This window comes from Roseobacter sp. MH60115 (assembly GCF_015644665.1).
In the GTDB taxonomy this organism is placed as follows: domain Bacteria; phylum Pseudomonadota; class Alphaproteobacteria; order Rhodobacterales; family Rhodobacteraceae; genus Roseobacter.
Genome location: NZ_JADOBQ010000003.1, coordinates 519,276 through 540,149, shown reverse-complemented (window position 1 = coordinate 540,149; position 20,874 = coordinate 519,276). Strand labels below are relative to the sequence as shown.

The 20,874-nt window shown below is 60.0% G+C and carries 16 protein-coding genes; 7 read left to right on the top strand and 9 right to left on the bottom strand.

Annotated features, from left to right (window positions below; translation table 11 throughout):
* Positions 1-749: 749 nt before the first annotated feature.
* Complete coding sequence (locus ISX84_RS13020) at positions 750-2,570, bottom strand: 7TM-DISM domain-containing protein (protein ID WP_195820791.1); 1,821 nt, start codon at positions 2,568-2,570, stop codon at positions 750-752.
* 328 nt (positions 2,571-2,898) lie between these two features.
* The gene (locus ISX84_RS13015) at positions 2,899-5,208 is read right to left on the bottom strand and encodes a SulP family inorganic anion transporter (RefSeq protein ID WP_195820790.1); all 2,310 of its coding nucleotides are present in this window, start codon (positions 5,206-5,208) and stop codon (positions 2,899-2,901) included.
* Between the two features lie 580 nt (positions 5,209-5,788).
* On the opposite strand from ISX84_RS13015, the gene ISX84_RS13010 reads away from it, so the two are divergent.
* Complete coding sequence (locus tag ISX84_RS13010; protein ID WP_195820789.1) at positions 5,789-8,398, top strand: methyl-accepting chemotaxis protein; 2,610 nt, start codon at positions 5,789-5,791, stop codon at positions 8,396-8,398.
* A gap of 58 nt (positions 8,399-8,456) precedes the next feature.
* On the opposite strand, the gene metG is transcribed toward ISX84_RS13010, so the two are convergent.
* The 4 genes from metG to ISX84_RS12990 all read right to left on the bottom strand — a co-directional run bounded on the left by metG (position 8,457) and on the right by ISX84_RS12990 (position 12,784).
* Positions 8,457-10,178, bottom strand: a complete 1,722-nt coding sequence (metG, locus tag ISX84_RS13005; protein ID WP_195820788.1) for a methionine--tRNA ligase — start codon at positions 10,176-10,178, stop codon at positions 8,457-8,459.
* A gap of 93 nt (positions 10,179-10,271) precedes the next feature.
* A complete protein-coding gene (locus ISX84_RS13000; protein ID WP_195820787.1) occupies positions 10,272-11,501 on the bottom strand; it encodes an MFS transporter in 1,230 nt (409 codons plus the stop codon).
* 65 nt (positions 11,502-11,566) lie between these two features.
* Positions 11,567-12,163 (bottom strand): YceI family protein, encoded by a 597-nt coding sequence (locus ISX84_RS12995; RefSeq protein WP_195820786.1) that lies wholly within the window; start codon positions 12,161-12,163, stop codon positions 11,567-11,569.
* 60 nt (positions 12,164-12,223) lie between these two features.
* Positions 12,224-12,784: an ImuA family protein gene (locus tag ISX84_RS12990; protein ID WP_326838737.1), complete on the bottom strand. Its 561-nt coding sequence runs from the start codon at positions 12,782-12,784 to the stop codon at positions 12,224-12,226.
* Between the two features lie 193 nt (positions 12,785-12,977).
* On the opposite strand from ISX84_RS12990, the gene ISX84_RS12985 reads away from it, so the two are divergent.
* On the top strand, positions 12,978-14,021 hold the full coding sequence (locus ISX84_RS12985; protein WP_195820784.1) for an aldo/keto reductase: 1,044 nt from the start codon (positions 12,978-12,980) through the stop codon (positions 14,019-14,021).
* On the opposite strand, the gene ISX84_RS12980 is transcribed toward ISX84_RS12985, so the two are convergent.
* Positions 13,984-14,970: a GlxA family transcriptional regulator gene (locus tag ISX84_RS12980; RefSeq protein ID WP_195820783.1), complete on the bottom strand. Its 987-nt coding sequence runs from the start codon at positions 14,968-14,970 to the stop codon at positions 13,984-13,986. The two genes, ISX84_RS12985 and ISX84_RS12980, sit on opposite strands and share 38 nt — an antisense overlap.
* 77 nt (positions 14,971-15,047) lie before the next feature.
* Here ISX84_RS12980 and ISX84_RS12975 point away from each other — a divergent pair, with 77 nt between their 5' ends.
* The 4 genes from ISX84_RS12975 (at position 15,048) to ISX84_RS12960 (ending at position 19,025) form a co-directional block, all read left to right on the top strand.
* A complete protein-coding gene (locus ISX84_RS12975; protein WP_195820782.1) occupies positions 15,048-15,962 on the top strand; it encodes a 3-keto-5-aminohexanoate cleavage protein in 915 nt (304 codons plus the stop codon).
* On the top strand, positions 15,959-16,546 hold the full coding sequence (locus ISX84_RS12970; protein ID WP_229884286.1) for a lipocalin family protein: 588 nt from the start codon (positions 15,959-15,961) through the stop codon (positions 16,544-16,546). The genes ISX84_RS12975 and ISX84_RS12970 overlap by 4 nt, the downstream gene beginning before the upstream one ends.
* Positions 16,543-18,015 (top strand): carnitine 3-dehydrogenase, encoded by a 1,473-nt coding sequence (locus tag ISX84_RS12965; protein ID WP_195820781.1) that lies wholly within the window; start codon positions 16,543-16,545, stop codon positions 18,013-18,015. Before ISX84_RS12970 ends, ISX84_RS12965 begins: the two co-directional genes overlap by 4 nt.
* A gap of 92 nt (positions 18,016-18,107) precedes the next feature.
* The gene (locus ISX84_RS12960) at positions 18,108-19,025 is read left to right on the top strand and encodes a DMT family transporter (protein ID WP_195820780.1); all 918 of its coding nucleotides are present in this window, start codon (positions 18,108-18,110) and stop codon (positions 19,023-19,025) included.
* 2 nt (positions 19,026-19,027) lie between these two features.
* On the opposite strand, the gene ISX84_RS12955 is transcribed toward ISX84_RS12960, so the two are convergent.
* Entirely contained in the window at positions 19,028-19,735 is a 708-nt protein-coding gene (locus ISX84_RS12955; RefSeq protein WP_195820779.1) for an NUDIX hydrolase, read from the bottom strand.
* A 39-nt stretch (positions 19,736-19,774) separates the two neighbouring features.
* Positions 19,775-20,200: a DUF983 domain-containing protein gene (locus ISX84_RS12950; RefSeq protein ID WP_195820778.1), complete on the bottom strand. Its 426-nt coding sequence runs from the start codon at positions 20,198-20,200 to the stop codon at positions 19,775-19,777.
* Positions 20,201-20,395: 195 nt separating this feature from the next.
* On the opposite strand from ISX84_RS12950, the gene ISX84_RS12945 reads away from it, so the two are divergent.
* The gene (locus ISX84_RS12945) at positions 20,396-20,851 is read left to right on the top strand and encodes an EF-hand domain-containing protein (protein WP_195820777.1); all 456 of its coding nucleotides are present in this window, start codon (positions 20,396-20,398) and stop codon (positions 20,849-20,851) included.
* Positions 20,852-20,874 lie beyond the last annotated feature (23 nt).

Sequence of the window (20,874 nt, the reverse complement as noted above, 5' to 3'; positions counted from 1 at the left end):
CACGCCCGCCTCGTATTCTTTGATCATCCCAATGATCTGTTCGTCACTAAATCTGCGTTTCATAGTCCATCCTTTGCTTGGACGGATCACTAGCACCTCAGTGGCCTGAATTCAGGGGGCTGGGTCACCTAGGCCATAGCACCTATGAGCGCTGCTGATGCAAATACCCACAGAAGCGAACGGTTTTCCTGTAAGGCGGGCCAGCTCTCGAACTACAGCAAGCAGACCACGTGGAAGGCGTAAAACGCAAAGGCAGGGCCGATCCAAGGGCTGTCCAACAGCTGCGGCTTTATGTCTGGTTCAAAGGTCGGCTTGAGCAGATCAGTGAAGCGCTGCCGGCGGATCTGTCCACTGGGCAAGTCTTTGGGAAACTTCGGCTGTTCCTAAAAGAAGCGTTTCAACTCAGCCCGGGACGCGATGCGGCCCGAGGTGTAGCCTTTGAGGATGGACGTCAAGGACGCGACACGAGTCCACAGCCTACCGTATGAACCGGCCTTTTTTGTAGAGGTATCCTATCGGCGCGCAGAATACGACATAGCCGTTCATCATCCGGCCCTTGCGCCAGCAGTCTCCAGTGCCATCGGAACCAAGCCAAAGCGGAACTCAATTTCTCGCAAAAGCGAAAGACTGTCATCATCCGGCTATCGTTCCGGCGAAACCAATACATCTCCGCGTTACGGCCAATTTGACAAAGCTGTTAAAGCTCCGGGCACTTGCAACCTGTGATGCCGGACAAGACCTTAGGGCCATCAGAAATTTGACTTTTTACTCAGGGCATCCGGCAGTACCAGCTTGTAGGTTTCGCTGGGCGTTTCGCTGTACTCCTGCCTGTAGAGCTTTGTGAAATGACTGACGCTGGAGAAGCCGGCGGCATGCGAGGTCTGTCTTATTGTCCTGTGTTGACGCGTCAGGATGAGGTCTCGTGCAAAACTCAGGCGGATGGAGCGGATAAAGGCGAGCGATGTCTGACCGTGAGAGTTCTGTATCCGCCGCCCCAGGGTTTTCTCGCTGGTGGCAAGTGCCAATGCAAGTTCCCGAACGCCAAAGCTCTCGTCGGTAATGTTGTCAAGAACGCATTCCGTGGCGCGCTCCAGAAAACGTTGCTCAACCGGCGCGAGCAGCTCGTTGGCAGGACTGTCCACCAGTCGCGCTTCGAGCGCCTTAATCCGGGCGTCGGCGTGTTTTTGCATCTCACCGCGCTCTTTCTCGGCGGCTTTCATTTTCTGTTGCAAGGCACCTGCCTGTGCGATTGCCCTGCGTCTTTGCCGTTGCATGGAGCTTACCATTGTCGACAAGGCGATCATCATGAAAACCGGCTCGCTCAAAACGGCGAAATGATAGCCGAGTTTCAGCGGGCTCATCAGGCTCAATTCCCAAATCGAGGACGTGGGCGTGATTTCATTTGGGAACAGGAAGCCCAAAATCGCAAAGAACATTCCAACCATCAAGGCAGCAAGCCCCACACAGATCCATCCGGCATAGTGCAAACCTGCGCGGAACTTGATGGCTGCCAAGACGAACAGGACGAGCGGCGCTGCCACATTGAAGACAAACAGGGGTGTCCGTAGCAGCAAAGGGCTCAGAGTTGTCGCGGCAACAACGGCCACCCCGGCGATCAGGAGCAGTTGAATGGTGCGTTTCTCCAGTTTTGACGTGCCTTTCGCCGAGAGCAGCACGCTGCAAAACAAGATGAGGAAGAGAGTGCCGGTGCCCGAAAAAAACTGAACCAACCGGGTGTTGACTGTCGGCGACAGGATGACGCCGGACACTTGTACGAACCAGTCACTGTAAAAGACCGCAAAAATAAAGCGGCTCATCATATAGGCCGCATAATACTGGTAGGATCGGGGATCGACCTGCCGAAAGAAAATTAAACTGAAGGCCGCCATGATGCCCGGAAAAACGGCCAGCAGTGCGATAGTGATCCCGGATTTTGTCGACCAGGACGTGAACATATCCGCCGAGACCAGCACCGGGCTGACGCTGGGTGACAGCATCCCGAAAACACGCAGGTAAAATGTTCTAGTGTCGCCGGCATTGATCTGGACGGGTACGGCGGGTTGAACCACGTTGATCGGTCTTTCATTCAACGGCACCGACCGGCCGTTTCGTGACAAGAGCAAAACACCCTCGGGTGTCACCTCGTAGAGCGCCAACTCATGGACGAACAACTCGATCGCGGCAATGATCCACCTTTTGACATCCGCGTGCGGGTTGGAGATGTCGAACCGCAGCCAGACGGCCCCCTCGGACGGAACGGGGAACCTCCCTTCGCGCGCTGCGGTGACGAAGGGTTGTTGCTGAATGTCTTTGATGTCGAGGTCGCCGCCCGGATCGACTAAATAGGTGGCTGACAAAGCGCGCAGTTGTTCCTGAGAGGCACTTGGAAGCGTGTTGATCAGTCTGGCTGTATCGCTCTTTCCAGCAGGCTCTGATGCTTCATTCCCAAAAGCGGGCGCGGCCTCCTGCAGCATGACACTCAAGACGATCAAAGCTGGCAGGATCTGTCGGATTGGCCTCAGGGTCGCGACGGCCTGCACCCATGTTCGGAACGTCCCAACGGTCTTCATTGCTTATGACCTGCCTTTCGAACATGTCGAGACAACTGTGCTGTAGAGCCTGAGAAGGTCGATAGCCTGCCCGGTTATCCGCTCATCCGCTTAAACCTGCAACATATTCTTTGTGAAAAGGAGGGCCGTGATTGCTGGACGGGACGGGGGCAAAGGCTGGCCGATCTCCCGCGTAACGTGATTTGGGAAAGCGCCTCAGAGAGAGATGCGTGGTCCTTAGGACATGCGCAGGGCCTTGGCGGGGACGGGAAAACCAAACCCATTCTACGGCGGTCGTGGAGAGAAAGCCCCGCGCATGCGCCTTCGTCGTCTCAACCGCTGTGAGTGGCTAGTTTGTCAGGGAACTGACAAGTCGGTTTGTCTGGTTCAGGCGCTCCGAGACGATGCGCAGCAGGTAGCTGTGAAACGCGTATGCCAGTTGCGGCTCCCGCGTCGTCATACGCTGGAGATTGTCGCGAGATAGTCGCCAGACGGTGGTGTCGGTCTGTGCGACCGCCGACGCCGTGCGTGGACGTTTCAGGAAAAAGGACATTTCTCCGACAATTGTTCCCGGTCCAAGCGTCCGCAGATGAACGGGTGACATCCCACCTGCGTCCAACTGAACGATGACGGTGCCGCGCTCGATAAAGAAGATGTCAGAGGATTGCGCACCCTGACGGATCAAACGGGTTTGCGGCGCAATATCAACTCTCTCAAGGTAGGGGCGCATGTTTTCAACCGCATCCGGACAGTCGATCTCGCGATTCAGGTGATCTGCGAGGCTATGTCGATGATCCCTGGACGGTCGATCCTGCCAGCCCTGCAAAAGGCGGTCTTCACACCAGGCCATCGCCTGATCCAGGGTGTCAAAACAGCGGCAGGTTCGCTGATTTCTTTCGGGCCCCACAGCCATGTGCAATTTCTCGGCGATGGCGGGCTTGAGGCCGCTGACGATCAATTCGCCATTGTCCTTCAGGATCATATCGCGGATTTTCTCCAGGCTCAGAATGGCCGATGAATCGAACCCTGAGACATCCCGACAATCCAGGATCAGGAACCTGATGCTGGGCGTGTCGCTGCAGGCGATACGGTCAAGAATGAACTGGTGCAGCCGGTAAACGCTACCAAAAAACACGAACCCTTGAAGGCGCAGGACAACTGTATGCCTGCCCTGACGGGTGAGATAGGCACGGTCGTCGTCAGCGTGCTCGATCCGGCTATGCAATTCCGCGCCGGTTACTGCGTATTTGACAACCTCGACGCGGGCATACTCAAGCGTGAAGAGGGCAGCGGCTGCAAAAATGCCCACGACCACCCCTTCGAGCAGCCCGACGGAGACGATCAGGCCAACGATCAGCAGAACAATCAGGTACTCCCGCCGCGATATTCTCGCGCGAATGGCGATCAGCCATTCGTACAGCAGCCCGCCGCCGATCCAGAGCAGCAGGCCGCCAAAAAGTGGAATAGGCACGAAGCTGAGCAGGGTTGCGCCGAAAAACAGGACCGCCGTACAGACACCTGCCACCAACACGCCGGTGATGCGGTAGGGCGCGCCCAGCTGATGAGCCAGCATGGTGAGCCCCAGCCCCTGGAACCCGGCCGCCCCGCCGCCTGCACCGGCAAACATGTTGGCGATGCCGGCCGCGCGGAGTTCGACATCAAGATCAATGTCCCGTTTGACAGACATTTCGATACCGCTCGATGCAAACAGCAGGGCCGCTGCACTGACGGCGACAAGGACAATCACTTTTGGGGCCTCGTACCAGATCACAGCCCAATCCGCAGCGGCCAGAGGGTTACCTTCAAAGGGGAGCAGAATCCGACCCTCCTGCGGTGGGGCGAATACCCAGCCCTGCAGCTGCAGTTGCGCCGCGGATATGTCCATCATCCAGACGACCGCGTGAAAGAAAGCCAGCGAGGCGACAAGTGCCGCCGGGGCCACGAGCGGGTTGCCGCTGCGCCGCGAGGCCGTGTCGACGAAAAGAGCAAAGGCGACAGCGGGGACCCATTTGGCCAGGGTGGCCGGGTCCAGCAGCGTCGGCAGGGTTGCGCGCGTCAGTGCCTCCCCCAGGACCACGGCCAAGGCACCTGCAACGATCAGCCACCCCATGCCCGCGAGAAATCCGGCTATGACCGGGTATGGAATGAACCGGATGAGCCGCCCCAACCGCAGCGTTCCCATGACAAAAAGCGCCAGCCCCGTGATGGATGTTGCCAGCCCGATCATCACCACGATGGTCGCCAGGATCTCCGCCTCGCTATGTGCCGCAAACATCGTTGCATGGATGGAGGCCGCAATGACCGCCAGCGTCACCACGGTGACCTCCTGGGTCACGGACACCGTCCCGGGACAGGAACTGAAGAGCGCGATCACGATGCTCAACACGATGGATCCAAAAAGGCAGATGCCGATGGCCAGCGTGATCTGTTCGCCCAGCACGTTGGAGAACAGCAAAGCCGCTGCCGAGATCGAGAACATCGCGGCCAGCAGTCCGCAGATCAGCCCTGCCGCGAGGATCGCGGGGATGTGGTGCCACCATCGGGTGTGCGCTGCAAAGGGCGAGGGCGCATCATTGGGCGTTCTGTGCGACGCACCCGCAGGAGCGGTTTTGTCTGCGTTGTGGTTTTCAAAGACATGCTGATCGGCAAGATCTTCCATCGCTGACGCTCCTGGATTCAGTGGATGGCGGGCAGGCGTATCAGGCGGCCTGAGGTCCTGCGGTGGATTGCCCCGAAACCGGCCCGACCTGGCCGCTTCCTGCGATCAGACAGGCGTTCTCTGATCCGTGATCAATTCAACGCAGACGGGTGTGACGATTGAAATACGACGCGTGTATTTTGTCCGATATGCAGACGTATTTGTCCGAAATCAGCTCGTGACAGCCAAGCCGTAAGGTGGGGGAACAAGCTCTGATCGGATCATGGCGCGTTCAATGCAGTGATGTGTGATTGACCGTCTTCCACCCGGCCATTCGCCAAGGGCCTCCAAGCACCGGTGGGAGACCGAGCGCAAGAGCTCTCGATATGCATCGGAACTCTTTTCCAAGATACAGATTTTGCGGTGTGCGCCGGACGCATCCCCGTGTTTGAAATCTCTGTCGGTGCCAGATGTCTACCCACCTTGGTTGGCGTTAAGCGCTCCGTAAGAACTCGATTGTAGAGAGGAGAGTTGAAACACCGTCTGCCCTGCCAGAATTCTGCAAACGGTTACACAAGATCGCGCACAAGGGGACCCGGCGATGTCATTTCTGAAACGCTCCACGCAACAGACAAACCCGCTCAACAGTCTTTTTATCAAATGTACCGTCATGGTGGTTGTTTGCGTGGTTGCCGTTGTGGCTGCAGTCGCCCTGATGAGCAACAACATGAAAGAGGAACTGACCTCTGATGCGCTGAGTGAACGTGCGTCGGAAGTGACTGGGTTGCTGGCCATGCAGATGGGAGGCGCGATCAAGTTCGGGAACACAAATGCGGTTGAACAGATTGTGGATGGTGTCATTGCCTCCGCAAAACCTGATGCGAAAGGCGCCCTTGTGGTCAGCGGTACGGGGGCAGTTCTGTACAACAAAGGGATCGAGAGCTTCGATGCCGAGATGGCCACTGCGCTGGCACAGGAAGCATTGGATCAATCGCAAGTGGTCGTGTCCGAGGATGGTTTGTCGGTCGCTTATCCGGCGGTCTTCGGCGATGGCGACGCCATTTCGGGCGTTGTGGTGACAAGCTGGAGTGATGCGAGCCAGCTTGCGCGTTTGGAAGCGCTTCAAACAAAGGCGCTGAGCACCGGCATGGTTGTCATGATCATTGCGGTCGCTTTGGCAGGTTACTTTCTGCGCAGCCAGATGTCCCAGCCGCTCATGCGCCTGACATCGGCAATGGGGGAGGTGGAAAACGCAAACTATGACATCGAAGTCCCCTACACCAGTCGTGGGGATGAAGTCGGGCAAATGGCCCGCCGGCTCGACACCTTTCGCGAGGCCTTGAGTGTTGCCAAGAAAGCCGAGCGCGAAAGCGCCTTCAAGAGTGCTGCATTCGTCGGATCCACTGCGCCGATGATGATGGTGGACGAGCAGCTGCAGGTGATTTTTCTGAATCCTACCTGTGAGACACTTCTGCAGGAGATTTCAGTCGATCTGCAAAAAAACTGGCCTGACCTGAAAGAGGGAACGGCCATGGGAGCGAGCCTGGCAAACTTCGACCAGATGCGTGACTACGCCACGGAGATTTTGTCTCGTGGGAAGGATGCACTGCCGGTGTCGCATATTGCAAAGATTGGTGATGCGCTGATTGAAATTAACATGAACGCGGCGTTGAATGACGCGGAAGAGATGATCGGCGCCGTTATCGAGTGGGCGGACAACACCGAAGCCGCTCGCAATTCTGCGTTGCTTGAGACGATTGATCATAGCCAGCTGCGTATCGAATTCGATGCACAGGGGCAGGTGATTGGGACAAATCTCAATATGGTTGCCTTGCTGGATGTCTCCGATGATGCGATTCATTCCAGCACATTCTCAAAGGTTTTTGCTGGGTCCGCCGAAGGTGACGTGAGCGCGGAGGAGTTGCAGCGGAAAGCGCTGAACAGCGATTTGGAAGGCGACGCGGTTTTCGGTCGTTTTGCAGTCAATCGCGCGTCTGATGGCAAGACAATGATCCTCGAAGGCAACTTTGCGTCCGTGCCATCGCCTGATGGGAAACTGGACCGTGCGATCTTTCTCGGCACGGATGTAACACAAAGTGCTGAAGCGGTGCGTCTCGCTGACGAGGAACGCGCGCTGGTGGCTGAGCAGCAGAAGGCGGTGGTCCAGGCGTTGGGTGTCGGGCTGCAGAGCCTCTCCGAAGGTGATCTGACAATCGAAATTGCCACAGCCTTCCCGGAGGACTACGAAAAACTGCGGAGCGATTTCAACGCAGCGGTGCGCGCGTTGAAAGAAGCCGTCGGCGCTGTGATGCACAACTCTGAATCGATCCGGAACGAGACGGGGGAAATTACGACAGCTGCAGATGACTTGTCACGACGCACCGAAAAGCAAGCGGCGACACTGGAAGAAACCGCTGCGGCTCTCGATGAGCTGACGAGTTCCGTAAGGTCTGCTGCTGAAGGTGCAGACGAGGCGTCCTCGATGTCGGCAGATGCACAGGCCAATGCCGAAAAAGGTGGGGAGGTTGCCCGTCAGGCGGTTGAGGCAATGGATGGTATCAAGACGTCATCACAAGAGATTTCGAAAATCACAACCGTGATCGACGACATTGCCTTCCAGACAAATTTGCTGGCCCTGAACGCCGGGGTTGAAGCAGCGCGTGCCGGTGAGGCAGGGCGCGGGTTTGCAGTGGTTGCCACGGAGGTTCGCGCCCTGGCACAACGCTCTTCGGATGCAGCCCGCGAAATCAATGCACTGATCTCGAGTTCTGGAGATCAAGTAGAGCAGGGAGTGGATTTGGTTGACAAGACCGGTAGCGCCCTTGCGTCAATTGTGAGTTCAGTTTCTGAGATTTCCAAACGTGTTTCAACCATCGCGACGTCCGCGCGCGAGCAGTCAGCGGGCCTGAACGAAATTAACACTGCGGTGAACGAGTTGGATCACGTAACACAGCAGAATGCGGCTATGTTCGAAGAAACGACTGCCGCGAGCCACGCTCTCACGACGGAAGCGGATGCATTGGCGGCGGCGGTGGCGCGATTCAAGCTCGATTTTGCCAAAGTCGCGAAGCCGGCGGCTCCCGCAAAGGAAAGCGCACCAAGTGCGGAGCCAGCCACGCCACGCGCGGCGAGCGCGACGCACGGGAATGCTGCGCTCAAAGTAGAAATGGAAGAGGACGTAGACCTCGACTCTGGATGGGAAGAGTTCTGACAACAGCTGTCACAGGAAGGTCGTATCGGAGGATGCGACTGTTCTCGTCAGAACCGCGTCAAGCTTGTCGAATTCCGGAAAAACGTGTCTTCCAGCTTTCACATTCCTCTTCGCTTATTTTTGCAAAGAGGACCTCCGGGACTTCGAAGGCATGTCCTTGTGACAGCTGTGACAGGAATTCGGACTGGTCCTTCGGCCAAACAGCTTCCCCGACGTTCAGGCTTTCCAGGATCTTTCTACTGGCGTCGGGCAGGAAGGGGGCCGACAAAACCGCGAACAGATGGGCAAGATTTAAGCCCAGGCGGGTTTGCATTGCTGCCGCATCCGGATCGGTTTTAAATGTTGTCCAGGGTGCGACGCTTTGCAGGTATTCATTGCCACACACCCAGATGGCCCGCAGCTCCTGAGCGGATTTGCGTACTTCCATCCCGTCCATTAGCGTGGCGTAGCGCGCGACGCGCGTGGTCAGATCGGCAATCAGCGCGTCTTCGGCTGGGCCATACGCACCGCCACCCGGAACGGCCTCGCCAAACTTCGACCGGCAGAACTTGGTGATCCGGCTGATGAAGTTACCCAAAACATCGGCGAGATCCTTGTTTACAGAGCTTTGAAAGTTCTCCCAGGTGAATTCAGAATCGCTGCTTTCCGGCGCATGGCTGAGCAACCACCACCGCCAATAATCTGCGGGTAACAGGTCCAACGCCTGATCCATGAAAATGCCGCGGCCCTGCGACGTGGAAAATTGACCGCCATCATAGTTCAGGTAGTTAAAGGATTTCAGGTGGTCCACCATCTTCCACGGCTCCCCCGATCCGATCAGAGTCGCAGGAAAACTCAGCGTATGGAAAGGCACGTTGTCTTTCCCCATGAACTGCGTATAGCGAACATCGTCTGCACCTTTGTCGGTGCGCCACCACCTGTGCCAATCGGCGTCCTCCAACCCATGCGCTTCGGCCCATTCGCTTGCGCAGGCAATGTACTCTATCGGCGCATCGAACCAGACATAGAAAACCTTGCCCTCCATCCCCGGCCACTCCTCAGTGCCCTTGCGTACCGGGATACCCCAGTCCAGATCACGGGTGATGCCCCGGTCGCGCAAGCCGTCACCATCATGCAGCCATTTCTTTGCAATCGAAGTGGTCAGAACCGGCCAGTCCGTCTTGGATTCGATCCAGGTATCCAGCTCATCTTTCAGCGCCGACTGACGTAGATAGAGATGCTTGGTTTCGCGCACTTCCAGATCGGTCGAGCCGGAAATGGCGGATCGTGCGTCAATCAGGTCGGTCGGGTCGAGCTGTTTGGTGCAGTTTTCGCATTGATCGCCGCGCGCCTTGTCGTATCCGCAATTCGGGCAGGTGCCTTCGATATAGCGATCCGGCAGGAACCGGGCATCGGCATGAGAATAGACTTGCTTTTCGCTGACTTCGCTGATCAGGCCAGCCTCGGCCAGTCGACCGGCAAAATGCTGGGTCAAGGCATGGTTCTGCGGGCTCGACGAACGTCCGAAGTGATCGAAGGACAGTCGAAAACCGCGCGCGATTTCGGCCTGAACCGCGTGCATTTCGGCGCAGTATTCCGCAACAGGCTTTCCCGCCTTTGCCGCGGCAAGCTCTGCCGGGGTGCCGTGCTCATCCGTGGCGCAGAGAAACAGCACTTCGTTGCCGCGCGCGCGCTGGTAGCGCGCAAAAAGATCGGCTGGCAATTGGCTGCCGACCAGATTTCCCAGGTGCTTGATCCCGTTGATGTACGGGATTGCGGATGTGATGAGATGGCGCGCCATGGCGAAAGCCCCGTGAGTTCTGACCTGTTCGCCTCATCTAACGCAGGTTTTGCGTAAGGGCCACGGCGAATTCACGTCGCACATACGCCAATTTCAGTCGTCTGGCCGGGTCCGGGCACGTCGGATGAGGCGCCCGATCGTGAAGGATGTGCGCGGCGCGTAGGTGTACCGTGTGCGGTCAGATGGCGCGGGACGCGCGCGCATGCGGGTCAGGCCAAAGACCACCAGCAGGATGTGACCGACGGCAATCATCACGAAGAGTGCCTTGGGACCAAACCCGTCAATCAGCATGGAGGCCACATAAGGTGCGGCGATTGCGCCCAGGGCAAAATAGAACATCAATGCCGCTGAAAGCTCGACGCGTTCATCGTCGCTGGCAAAATCATGCGCATGTGCTGCGGCCACGGAATAGATCGGGAAGGTGGTCAATCCGAAGAGCCCGGCCGTCAGCATAATCCCCAACGTTCCAAGATCGGCAGCAAGAATGGTGATGGCCGAGCTGGCAACGGCAGAAATGGACAGCCAGATCAGCACCCGCCGCCGGTCGAATTTATCCGCAAGCCAGCCAATGGGCAGCTGACCCAGAGCGCCTCCGAAAACGAAGGCCGTCAGGAAATAGGCGATCTGGTCGTTGCTCAGGCCGACTTCCTGTCCATAGACAGGACCCACCATGCGGAAGGACGCGCTGGACAGGGCGGCGACCAGAACGGCGGCGGCGGCGAGAGGAGAGCGCTCATGGGCCAGACGCGGGCGCAGCCGGGGCGATGCGGGCGTTTCGGGCTGGCGCACGGTGGTCAGGGTCAGCGGCAGAAGGGCCGCACAGCATACGATGGCAAGCAGGTTGTAGGAGACGTAGCTTGCGGGTTCCAGAACGCCAATGATCATCTGCGCCGCCATCGACCCGGTCATATCGACCACCCGGTACACCCCCATGGTGCGTCCGCGCGTTTCATTGGTGACCTTGGCCTGCAACCAGGCTTCGATGACGGTGTAGCACCCGGCGACGCACATGCCCGAGGCCACCCGCATCAGCGCCCATGCATAGGGGTCGATCACCAGCATGTGGCTCATCAATCCGATGGCGCCCGCAGCGGTGAAGGCAGCAAAGGCGCGGGAATGGCCGACGCTGCCCATGAGGCGCGGCGCCCACCAGCACCCTATGAAGAATCCCAGAAAATGCGCAGACCCCAGCAGACCGATGTGCTGCCGGGTGAAGCCAAGCGCCAGCCCCGAAAGCGCATCGAGCGGGCCGACACCGCCGGAGGAAAGTTGCAGGAGCAGGACCGAGAGGAAGAGGGCGGCAAAGGAGATGAGCAGGCGCATAGTGACCGAAGCCATAGCAGCTTGGGCGTGGTGACCTATCGGTTATTCGACAAAGCGAGTCGTTTTCAGCCGCTGCGCCGGATTTCTGCGCTGATGTCGAGATTGACCGGATCGTCGACCAGTTTTGGATAGCCGGTTGCGCCAAAAGCGGCGCGGCTCAGCATCCCGGTCAGCCGGATGTTCAGGACGGACAGATCATCCGGCGCGGTGCCGGCAGGTCGCGTCAGGCTGGCTGCCAATTGCAACGGGCGGGTCACACCCCGCAATGTCAGCTCCCCGTCGATCCGCGCCCCATCCGAGATGCGCCCGGCGCGGCCAAGCGTGATCTTGGTGGATTTATACCGCACAATCGGGTGGTTTTCGGCGTCGAGCACGGAGGGGCTGAGCAGGGCCTGCGTCACAAAGAGCATCCCGGCCCTGGCATTGCGGATATCGGCGGTGACATCGGCGCTGGACCGGGCAAGGTTGCGCGTATCCACGCGGATGTCGGCGGAGCGGATGGGCACGGTGCCGGTCTGGCTGGCACCGCTGACTGCGAAAATAAAGGCGACACGAGAACGTTCCTGCACCAGATCATAGCGTTGCGAGGCTGCCAGCCCGGCAGTTGCCCAACTGGCCAGACCGGCGGTGATCAGCAGGCGTCTTGAAAGCTGCAGCGACATATGCGCGTCTCCTAGAAACTCCTTATGTAAATAGCTTTTTCAGCGCGCTTGCCAGTTCTTTCACGCTGTCTTGATTTGTGGGGGCGCTTTTCGTGTGGGGCGATGAACGTCCCATGCTTTTTGGGGCGCGGTCCGCGCCCGCATCCGCTCCAGCAGCCACCCCTCGGGGCCCTTGGCGTGGGCTGGCGAAAGATGCCACCGGGTCTCCACTCCCGCAGCGCCCCCGATGCCAGGTGTCAGCAGCAGACCCAGGGGCGCGCAGTGTCCCGCACCCGCCCCGGCCTCGGCAGCCAGATGCATGCGGCGCACCTGCGTCAACCCCGGCAGGCCGGGCAGATCCGCGACCGTCAGTGCTACAGCCCCGGTGCGCAATACTTCTTCCATGGTCCAAAGCACATCATCCGGGCGGCGCGGCTGGACAAAGGTGAGCCGCGCAGGGTCGATCCAGTCGGCCACACCAGCGCAATGTAATTGTTCCTGCGCCCAGGACGGAGCGATCCAAATCACCGGCCCTTCGGTCTGTGCAGCGATCCACAGGGCCAGGGTGCGCCGGGCCAGGCCACAGGCCTCATGCACCCGCGCCTGCGCCAGATGAAAGTCGGGCGCGGGGAAAAGCGGCACCGCCGATGCCTTGCGTGCGGGCCGTCGGCTTAAAAGGGGGTGCGGGGCAGACATGGCGCAACTTTATTTAGTTCCCTTTTTGTTCTCAATCGTTTTCTGCGATTTTTAAGGAAGTTTTCGCAGGTAAATCAGCTTGCAGCCACGGCGTTGCCGGGTAGTGTGTCGCGCGACAGGCGACAAAGAGGATCCCGCGATGAACATGAACAGGCTCGGGCGTACGAAAATCGAGGTTTCCGAGTTTTGCCTGGGGTCCATGACCTGGGGCACACAGAACAGCGCGGAAGAAGCGCATGATCAGATCGACCGGGCGCTCGATGCGGGCATCAATTTCATCGACACGGCGGAAATGTACCCCGTGAACCCGGTCAGCGCCGAGACCATCGGCCGGACAGAGCGCATCATCGGCCTGTGGTTCGAACGCGACATGCGCCGCGAGGACGTGATCCTTGCCACCAAGCATTCCGGCGAAGGGCTCGCCGCGGTGCGCGAAGGGGCGCCCATTTCATCGGAGACAATTCCCGAAGCCATCGAGGGGTCGTTGCGACGCCTCAAGACGGATTACATCGATCTTTATCAGTTTCACTGGCCCAATCGCGGCAGCTACATGTTCCGCAAGAATTGGTCTTATGACCCAACCAGCCAGCTGATGCTGGACACGCAGGAACATATGGTGGATGCGCTGGGGGCGCTGCAGGAAGAGGTCAAGCGCGGCACCATCCGCGCCTTTGGGCTCAGCAATGAAAGCGCCTGGGGCACCACCAAATGGTTGGAGGCCGCCGAAGAGATGGGCGGGCCGCGCGTGGCGTCAGTGCAGAATGAATACTCGCTGCTTTGCCGTCTTTATGACACTGACATGGCCGAGATGAGCGTGCAGGAAGACGTCCCGCTTTTGGCTTTCTCACCGCTGGCTGCGGGGCTGTTGACGGGCAAATACCAAAACGGTGCGGTGCCGGACAAATCGCGCATGTCACTGAACGGCGATCTCGGCGGGCGCAAGAGCGCTCGGGCCTTTGACGCCGTGGATGCCTATCTCGATATCGCACAGCGTCATGGTCTCGATCCGGCCCAGATGGCGCTGGCGTGGTGCAAAACCCGGCCCTTCATGGGGTCGATCATCTTTGGCTCCACCACGATGGCACAGCTGGAAACCTGTCTGGGCGCCATCGATCTGACGCTGAGCGATGAAGTCATGAAAGAGATCAACGCGGCACATCGCCAGCATCCGATGCCCTATTGATCCCGCCCATCGACCTCCTCCGCTGTCGCGCGGAGCTCTCAAAATGATGCCGGTAAGCGCGCGCAAAGCTCGATTGCGATCCAAACCCCGTGCGCAGGGCCACATCCTGCAGGGGCAGGGCCGTCTGCGTCACCAATCTGTCCGCTTCCGCCAGACGCAGCCCTAGGTAGTGCGCCTGTGGTGTCCGGTCCAGACGCGTGCGAAACTGCAATTGCAGAGCCCGAAGGCTCACCCCCAGTTCCTGCGCAATGGCCGCAATCGCAATCGGGTCTTCCAGATGCGCCTGCATGATATCGTGCGCGCGCGCAGTCACCGGCGAGTGGCGCATCCCAAGCTGCTGCCGTCCTTGCGGCCGCGCCGGTGTCGAACTGACGTCGTAGATAAAGCTGCCCGCGACGCGGTCGGCCAGTGCGGCACCGTTCTGCACCGCGATCAGGTGCAGCATCATTTCAATGGCCGGCGCGGCACCGCCGCTGGTCATCCGGGGGCCACTCTCCACGAAACGGGCGTCGAGGGTGATCACATCCGGAAACTGCTGGGTGAACTCCGGAAGGTCTTCCCAATGGGTCGTGGCTTTGTATCCGTCCAGCAGACCGGCGCGGGCCATGACCCAGGGCCCACCGTCAATGCCCGCCACGATGCGGGCGGTTGCCGCGAGGCGGCGCAGGCTGGCACATAAGGCAGGCGTGGCTTTAGTGTCCGGATCGAAGCCTGCCACGACGATCAGCAGATCGCAGGGTGGCGCCCGGTTCAGAGCGGCTGCAGGAACAACCAACCCGCTGGTCAGGGTCACATCGCGGTCCGTCGGCGTGGCAAACTGCCAGTCAAAAACCGGGTAACCGGCATGCCGGTTCGCCGCGCGCAGCGGGTCCACCGCGGCGGCGAAGGTCAAGGTGTTGGTCTCCTCCAGCACCAGCACGGTTGTCCGCATGAGATGTGCAGATTTCATCAAGTTGACTTCGTATTGCGGCAAGTATCGCAGTTGGTTCTCGGCCATGCTGGCCGCGAAGACAAGGGAGATTCCGGATGCCGCTGACCATGAACAACGAGGTTTTCATCACCTGCGCCGTGACAGGCTCCGGGGGCACGCAGGATCGCAGCCCGCATGTGCCGCGGTCGCCCAAAGAGATCGCCACCAGCGCGATTGCAGCCGCCAAGGCCGGGGCGGCGGTGGTACACTGCCACGTACGCGACCCGGAAACCGGCGCGCCAAGCCGGAAACTTGAGTACTACCGCGAGGTTACAGACCGCATTCGCGACGCCGACGTGGATATTGTGCTGAATTTGACGGCGGGGATGGGGGGCGACATGGTGTTTGGTGACACCGAAAACCCGCTGCCGCTGAAGCAGGAGGGGACCGATATGATCGGCGCTGCGGCGCGCGTGGCGCATGTGGCTGAGTGTCTGCCGGAGATATGCACGCTCGATTGCGGCACAATGAATTTCGCCGAAGCCGATTATGTGATGACCAACACGCCGGGTATGTTGACTGCGATGGGCCGCATGATGACGGAATTGGGCGTGAAGCCAGAGATCGAGGCTTTTGACACCGGTCATCTGTGGTACGCAAAACAGCTGGTGGCGGATGGCGTGCTGGACGCACCCGCACTGGTGCAGCTCTGCATGGGGGTGCCCTGGGGCGCGCCCAATGATCTCAATACCTTTATGGCGATGGTGAACAATGTGCCGCAGGATTGGACCTTTTCAGCCTTTTCGCTGGGGCGTAACCAGATGGCCTATGTGGCAGCAGCGGTGCTGGCGGGAGGGCATGTGCGCGTCGGGCTAGAGGATAATCTCTGGCTCGACAAGGGGGTTCTGGCCGAGAACTGGCAGTTGGTCGAACGCGCGGGTACGATCATCGAGAACATGGGCGCGCGGGTCATTGGCGCCGCCGAGGTGCGGGAGAAGCTGGGGCTGGTCAAACGGGCGCCATGTTCATGAAAAGCACCCCCGTTTCAAAGCAATTTCTCGCACCGGCTTTGCGTCTCTTCAGTGATATAGGGCAGTGGCTGCGGTTGGGGATGCTTTGCACCGCTGCGGCCCTGATCACCGCCTGTGCACCGCCACCAGACCCGGGATTTCGCGATCAATCCGTGCCGATCACGGCCACAACCCGATTCACGCCGCAGAATTTCGACGGCGTCTGGTACGTTGCCGCAGCCTATCCCACAGATTTCTTCCCGGCCTGCCTCGATCAGCGCTGGCAGGCCACGACGGCATCAGCGCCACCTCGGCTTGCGGTGTTCTGCGGTGCTGGCGGTTCAGCCCTTGATGTGCCCTTGGCGGTGAACCCGCGTGGGGTCTTGCAGGCGCAAAGCCCTGATCTGGACGTATCCGCACGCGCCCTTTGGGTGATGTGGATGGATGAGGACGCGCAAACAGCAGTGATCGGCACACCCTCGGGTGAAATGGGGTGGATTCTCAACAGGTCGCGCGGGCTGCGTGCCGACAGATTTGCTGCGGCGCGCGAGATCATGGCGTTCAACGGCTACGACGTCAGTCGGTTGCAGGAGGGGATCAAATGACAACAGCGGCGATCATTGGAGGGGGCGTGATCGGCGGTGGCTGGGCCGCGCGCTTTTTGTTGAACGGCTGGGACGTGCAAGTCTACGACCCCGACGCCGAGGCGCAGCGCAAGATCGGCGCGGTGTTGGGCAACGCCCGGCGGTCGCTGCCGGGGCTGCTGGACGTGGCGCTGCCCGACGAAGGTACGCTGTCCTTCCACGACACGATCGAAAACGCCGTAGCGGGCGCAGTGTGGATACAGGAAAGCGTGCCGGAACGGCTTGAGGTCAAGCATCGGACCTTTGCCGCGATACAGGCGGCCTGCGATCCGGGTGCTGTGATCGGTTCGTCGACCTCCGGGTTCAAGCCGTCAGAGTTACAGGCGGATGCGCGGCGGCCTGAGCAGATCATGGTCTGCCACCCGTTCAATCCCGTTTACTTGTTGCCCTTGGTCGAGGTCGTGACCACCGACGCCACCGATCCGGGCCTGCTGGAGGCGGCTAAGAGCACGCTGACCGGACTTGGCATGCATCCGCTGCATCTTAAAAAGGAAATCGACGCTCATGTGGCGGATCGCTTTCTGGAGGCGGTCTGGCGCGAGGCGCTGTGGCTGGTCAAGGACGGCATCGCCACCACGGAGGAAATCGACGACGCGATCCGCTATGGCTTCGGCATCCGCTGGGCGCAGATGGGGCTTTTCGAGACTTACCGCGTGGCCGGCGGTGAGGCGGGCATGAAACACTTCATGGCGCAATTCGGCCCCGCGCTGAAGTGGCCGTGGACCAAGCTGATGGATGTGCCGGAGTTCACCGAGGAACTGGTCGATCTGATCGCGGGTCAGTCGGATGCGCAATCGGGGCAGCATTCGATCCGCGACCTGGAACGCATTCGGGACAATAACCTCGTGGCCATGATGCGGGCGCTGAAGGCACAAGACTGGGGCGCGGGGGCACTACTGCAGGCGCAGGAACGCCAGCTGCGGGAGGGTACCGCGCTGGGACAGCGCGCCGCGGATGTCGATGATCCGGCAGCCCCGATTTTGACGATCCGCCGCGCCGTGCCGCTCGACTGGACTGATTACAACGGCCACATGAACGAGGCAAAATACCTGCAAGCCTTTGGCGATGCCACCGACCGGTTCATGGAGCTGATCGGCTGTGACGCGGATTACATTGCTTCGGGTGGCAGCTATTTCACCGCAGAGACGCATATCCGGCATCTTGACGAGGTGCATGCGGGCGCTGTGATCGAGGTCCATACACGCGTGCTGGCGGGCGGCGGCAAGAAGATGCATCTGTGGCACGAGATGGTCGAGGGCGATCGGCTGCTGGCCACGGGGGAGCACTTCCTGCTGCATGTGAGCCTCCAGACGCGTCGCCCGGCCGAGCCCAGTGTGGAAATCGACGCGGCCCTGCGCCGCTTTGCCGAGGCACAACAGCATCTGCCGCGCCCCGAGGGGGCAGGCCGCGCGGTGGGGGCGCCGCGGTAGCAACCCCACTGGTCCAGGCCGCAGACACCGGATGGCGCGCGCACTCTTCGTAAGTCGCTGGTTTTTCCTGTCTTTATACGGCAAGAGGAGGTATGAGCCTTGCCTCCCCTCATCTCTGGATTCTCGTGGCCTTCGCCGCTGCAGCCTTTCAGACCCTGCGCTTCATGCTGCAAAAGGTGCTCGTCACCGCGACACTTTCGCCCACTGGTGCGACCTTCGCGCGGTTTTTCTACTCCGCCCCCTTGGTGTCACTACTGTTGGTGGTCTACCTGCAGGGCACCGGGCAGGTGCTGCCCTCTCTGGACGCGCGTTTCTGGGTCTATGCCTTGAGCGGCGGTCTGGCGCAGGTTGTTGCAACCGTCTGCGTTGTCAGCCTTTTCAAGCTGCGCAATTTCGCTGTTGGCGTGACGCTGATGAAAACCGAAGTCATCCTGTCCGTTGTGGTGGGACTGGTCTTGCTGCGCGAAGGCGTGAGCTGGGCTGCGTTCGGGGCGATTGGCCTGGGGCTGGTTGGTGTCCTGATGCTGTCCACGCCGCCGGATGTCACTGGCTGGGGTGGGCGCGCCATCTGGAACCGGGGGATCGGGTTGGGCCTCGCCTCCGGCGTGCTCTTTGCCGTCTCTGCGGTGTGCTATCGTGGCGCGTCACTGGAGCTTGCATCGACGGACCCGGTGCTGCGCGCGGGCGTGACATTGGCGGCGGTGACCGGGTCGCAGATGATCGGCATGGCGCTGTGGCTGGTGTGGTGCGATGCCGCGCAGATCGGGGCGGTCTGGGGCGCACGCCGGGTGGCGGGATGGCTGGGGATGCTGTCGATGGCAGGGTCGTTCTGCTGGTTTCTGGCCTTCACGCTGCAGACCGCCGCCTATGTTAAGGCCGTGGGGCAGGTGGAATTGGTGATGAGCCTGCTCGCGTCCGTTTTCTTTTTCAAGGAGCGTTCGAGCCTGCGGGAGTTGGGCGGTATGGCCGTGCTGTGCCTGTCGATACTGATGCTGGTTCTGCTTCTCTAACGTCAACCGGACATCGGCACGCCCCGCAGCCGCAGAAACAGGCTTTCTTCGTCATTGTTCTTGAAAAAGGGGATGCTGGCGGGCGGGGCTTTGTCCGCCGCACGGGCCTGGATCTCGGAGAGAACGACTTCGGTGATGAACGGCATGTCGAAGGAGCGTGCATCGCGCAGGCTGACCCATTGCAGATGTGAGAGCTCGTCGCTGGCGGCGGAAAAATCATCGGGATCGTTCGCAATGTCTTCGGCATCCACGAGAAAGAAACGCGCGTCAAAGCGGCGGGGTCGTCCCGGCGGAGTGAGCGCACGAAAAACGAATTGCAACCCCGCCGCCGAGGGGAGATACCCTCTCGCCGCAAAACCTTGCCAGTCATTGGGGACCTTGTCGGGCCAGGCGCCGGGTGCGCCCAGCACAAGGCCTGTTTCTTCCCAGAGTTCACGAATCGCGGCGACTGCCAAGGCGTGCGGGGTCGCGGCGCGGGCATCTTCGGCCAAACGGGTGGCGCAGAGTGCAGGCAGTGCGCCCGCCAGCGGGACCTTTGCGTCACCCGCATCCACCGCACCGCCGGGAAAGACGAATTTGTTCGGCATAAAGGCGGCCCGCGCGCCCCGCTGGCCCATTAGGATTTTCGGATGCGTTTCACGATCCCGCAGCACGATGACCGTCGCAGCATGTCGTATAGCTGATTTATCCTGTGTGCGTGTCTCTGGCATGCGCTGCTCCCCTGGCGTCCGGAGGTTCAACGCGTGCAGCTAGAGCGATTTGCCAAACCCACCCATGCCGCGCGCCCATTGGTAGCCGACAATGGCCCCCTTCAGTCGCGGCAAAAGGTAGAGCGACAGGCCAACGCAGCCAACCGCAAAAATGGTAAAAAGCGTCATTGGTTCCGGCCGCCATTTCACAAAGACCAGATGCAGCAACGGCGCCATCAGGTGGCCGACAAAGAGGATCGTCAAATATGCGGGCCCGTCGTCGGCGCGGTGATGGTGCAACTCCTCGCGGCACACCGAACAGCTGTCGTTGACCTTGAGATAGGATTTCAGCAAGGGACCGCTGCCGCAATTCGGGCATTTACGGCTCCATCCCCGCAGCATGGCACGCTTGGTGTCGCGCTCTTCCTGATGCGCCTCGGCACTGCTTGCGGACAGGCTGGAGGGCGCTTGCGAGATATCTGACATGGACCGGATCCTTTCACATTCCTTCCTAATGCGCCTTTAACGCGACAAATAAAAGACATGGCGTTGTCGCTGCGGCGGGATGTCGCGAAGACCTGCCGAAAAAATTTGCGACGGGAATGGTGCATGCCTCCGTAAAAAGACTGTCCAACCCCGCAAAGAGGGTCGCAAACGGACATAACCTTTTGGAGTATCGAGATGAAAAATACCGTGTTTATCGGCCTGATCGCCGCCACTGCCATCGCTGTTGCAGGTGGGGCTGTCCATGCCCGTGGCGGGCACCATGGCGCACCGATCGATTTTGAGACGCTGGATAGCAACAGCGATGGTCAGATCACCAAGGAAGAGATGCAGGCGCGCGGTGCTGCCCGCATGGCAAGCGCCGACACCGACGGCGATGGTTTCCTGACCCAGGAAGAGCTTGAAGCGGCGGGGGCGGAACGTGCCCGTGCCTTTGCCAGCCGAATGATCGAACGGCTGGATGCGAATGCGGACGGCAAGCTTTCCGCTGAAGAGATGCAAAAGCCGGACCGTGCAGAGCGCCGGTTCGACCGGGTCGATACGGATGGTAACGGCACCATTTCAGAGGCTGAATTCGATGCGGCGCGGGCCAATATGAAAGGGCACCGCAAGGGGCGTGCGCCCGCCGAGTAACGTCTCAGATCAAGACAATGGGC

Coding starts and splice junctions, on each gene's coding strand:
- ISX84_RS13020 (WP_195820791.1), bottom strand. CDS start 2,570: ATGAAGACCGTTGGGACGTTCCGAACATGGGTGCAGGCCGTCGCGACC.
- ISX84_RS13015 (WP_195820790.1), bottom strand. CDS start 5,208: ATGGAAGATCTTGCCGATCAGCATGTCTTTGAAAACCACAACGCAGAC.
- ISX84_RS13010 (WP_195820789.1), top strand. CDS start 5,789: ATGTCATTTCTGAAACGCTCCACGCAACAGACAAACCCGCTCAACAGT.
- metG (WP_195820788.1), bottom strand. CDS start 10,178: ATGGCGCGCCATCTCATCACATCCGCAATCCCGTACATCAACGGGATC.
- ISX84_RS13000 (WP_195820787.1), bottom strand. CDS start 11,501: ATGCGCCTGCTCATCTCCTTTGCCGCCCTCTTCCTCTCGGTCCTGCTC.
- ISX84_RS12995 (WP_195820786.1), bottom strand. CDS start 12,163: ATGTCGCTGCAGCTTTCAAGACGCCTGCTGATCACCGCCGGTCTGGCC.
- ISX84_RS12985 (WP_195820784.1), top strand. CDS start 12,978: ATGAACATGAACAGGCTCGGGCGTACGAAAATCGAGGTTTCCGAGTTT.
- ISX84_RS12980 (WP_195820783.1), bottom strand. CDS start 14,970: ATGAAATCTGCACATCTCATGCGGACAACCGTGCTGGTGCTGGAGGAG.
- ISX84_RS12975 (WP_195820782.1), top strand. CDS start 15,048: ATGCCGCTGACCATGAACAACGAGGTTTTCATCACCTGCGCCGTGACA.
- ISX84_RS12970 (WP_229884286.1), top strand. CDS start 15,959: ATGAAAAGCACCCCCGTTTCAAAGCAATTTCTCGCACCGGCTTTGCGT.
- ISX84_RS12965 (WP_195820781.1), top strand. CDS start 16,543: ATGACAACAGCGGCGATCATTGGAGGGGGCGTGATCGGCGGTGGCTGG.
- ISX84_RS12960 (WP_195820780.1), top strand. CDS start 18,108: ATGAGCCTTGCCTCCCCTCATCTCTGGATTCTCGTGGCCTTCGCCGCT.
- ISX84_RS12955 (WP_195820779.1), bottom strand. CDS start 19,735: ATGCCAGAGACACGCACACAGGATAAATCAGCTATACGACATGCTGCG.
- ISX84_RS12950 (WP_195820778.1), bottom strand. CDS start 20,200: ATGTCAGATATCTCGCAAGCGCCCTCCAGCCTGTCCGCAAGCAGTGCC.
- ISX84_RS12945 (WP_195820777.1), top strand. CDS start 20,396: ATGAAAAATACCGTGTTTATCGGCCTGATCGCCGCCACTGCCATCGCT.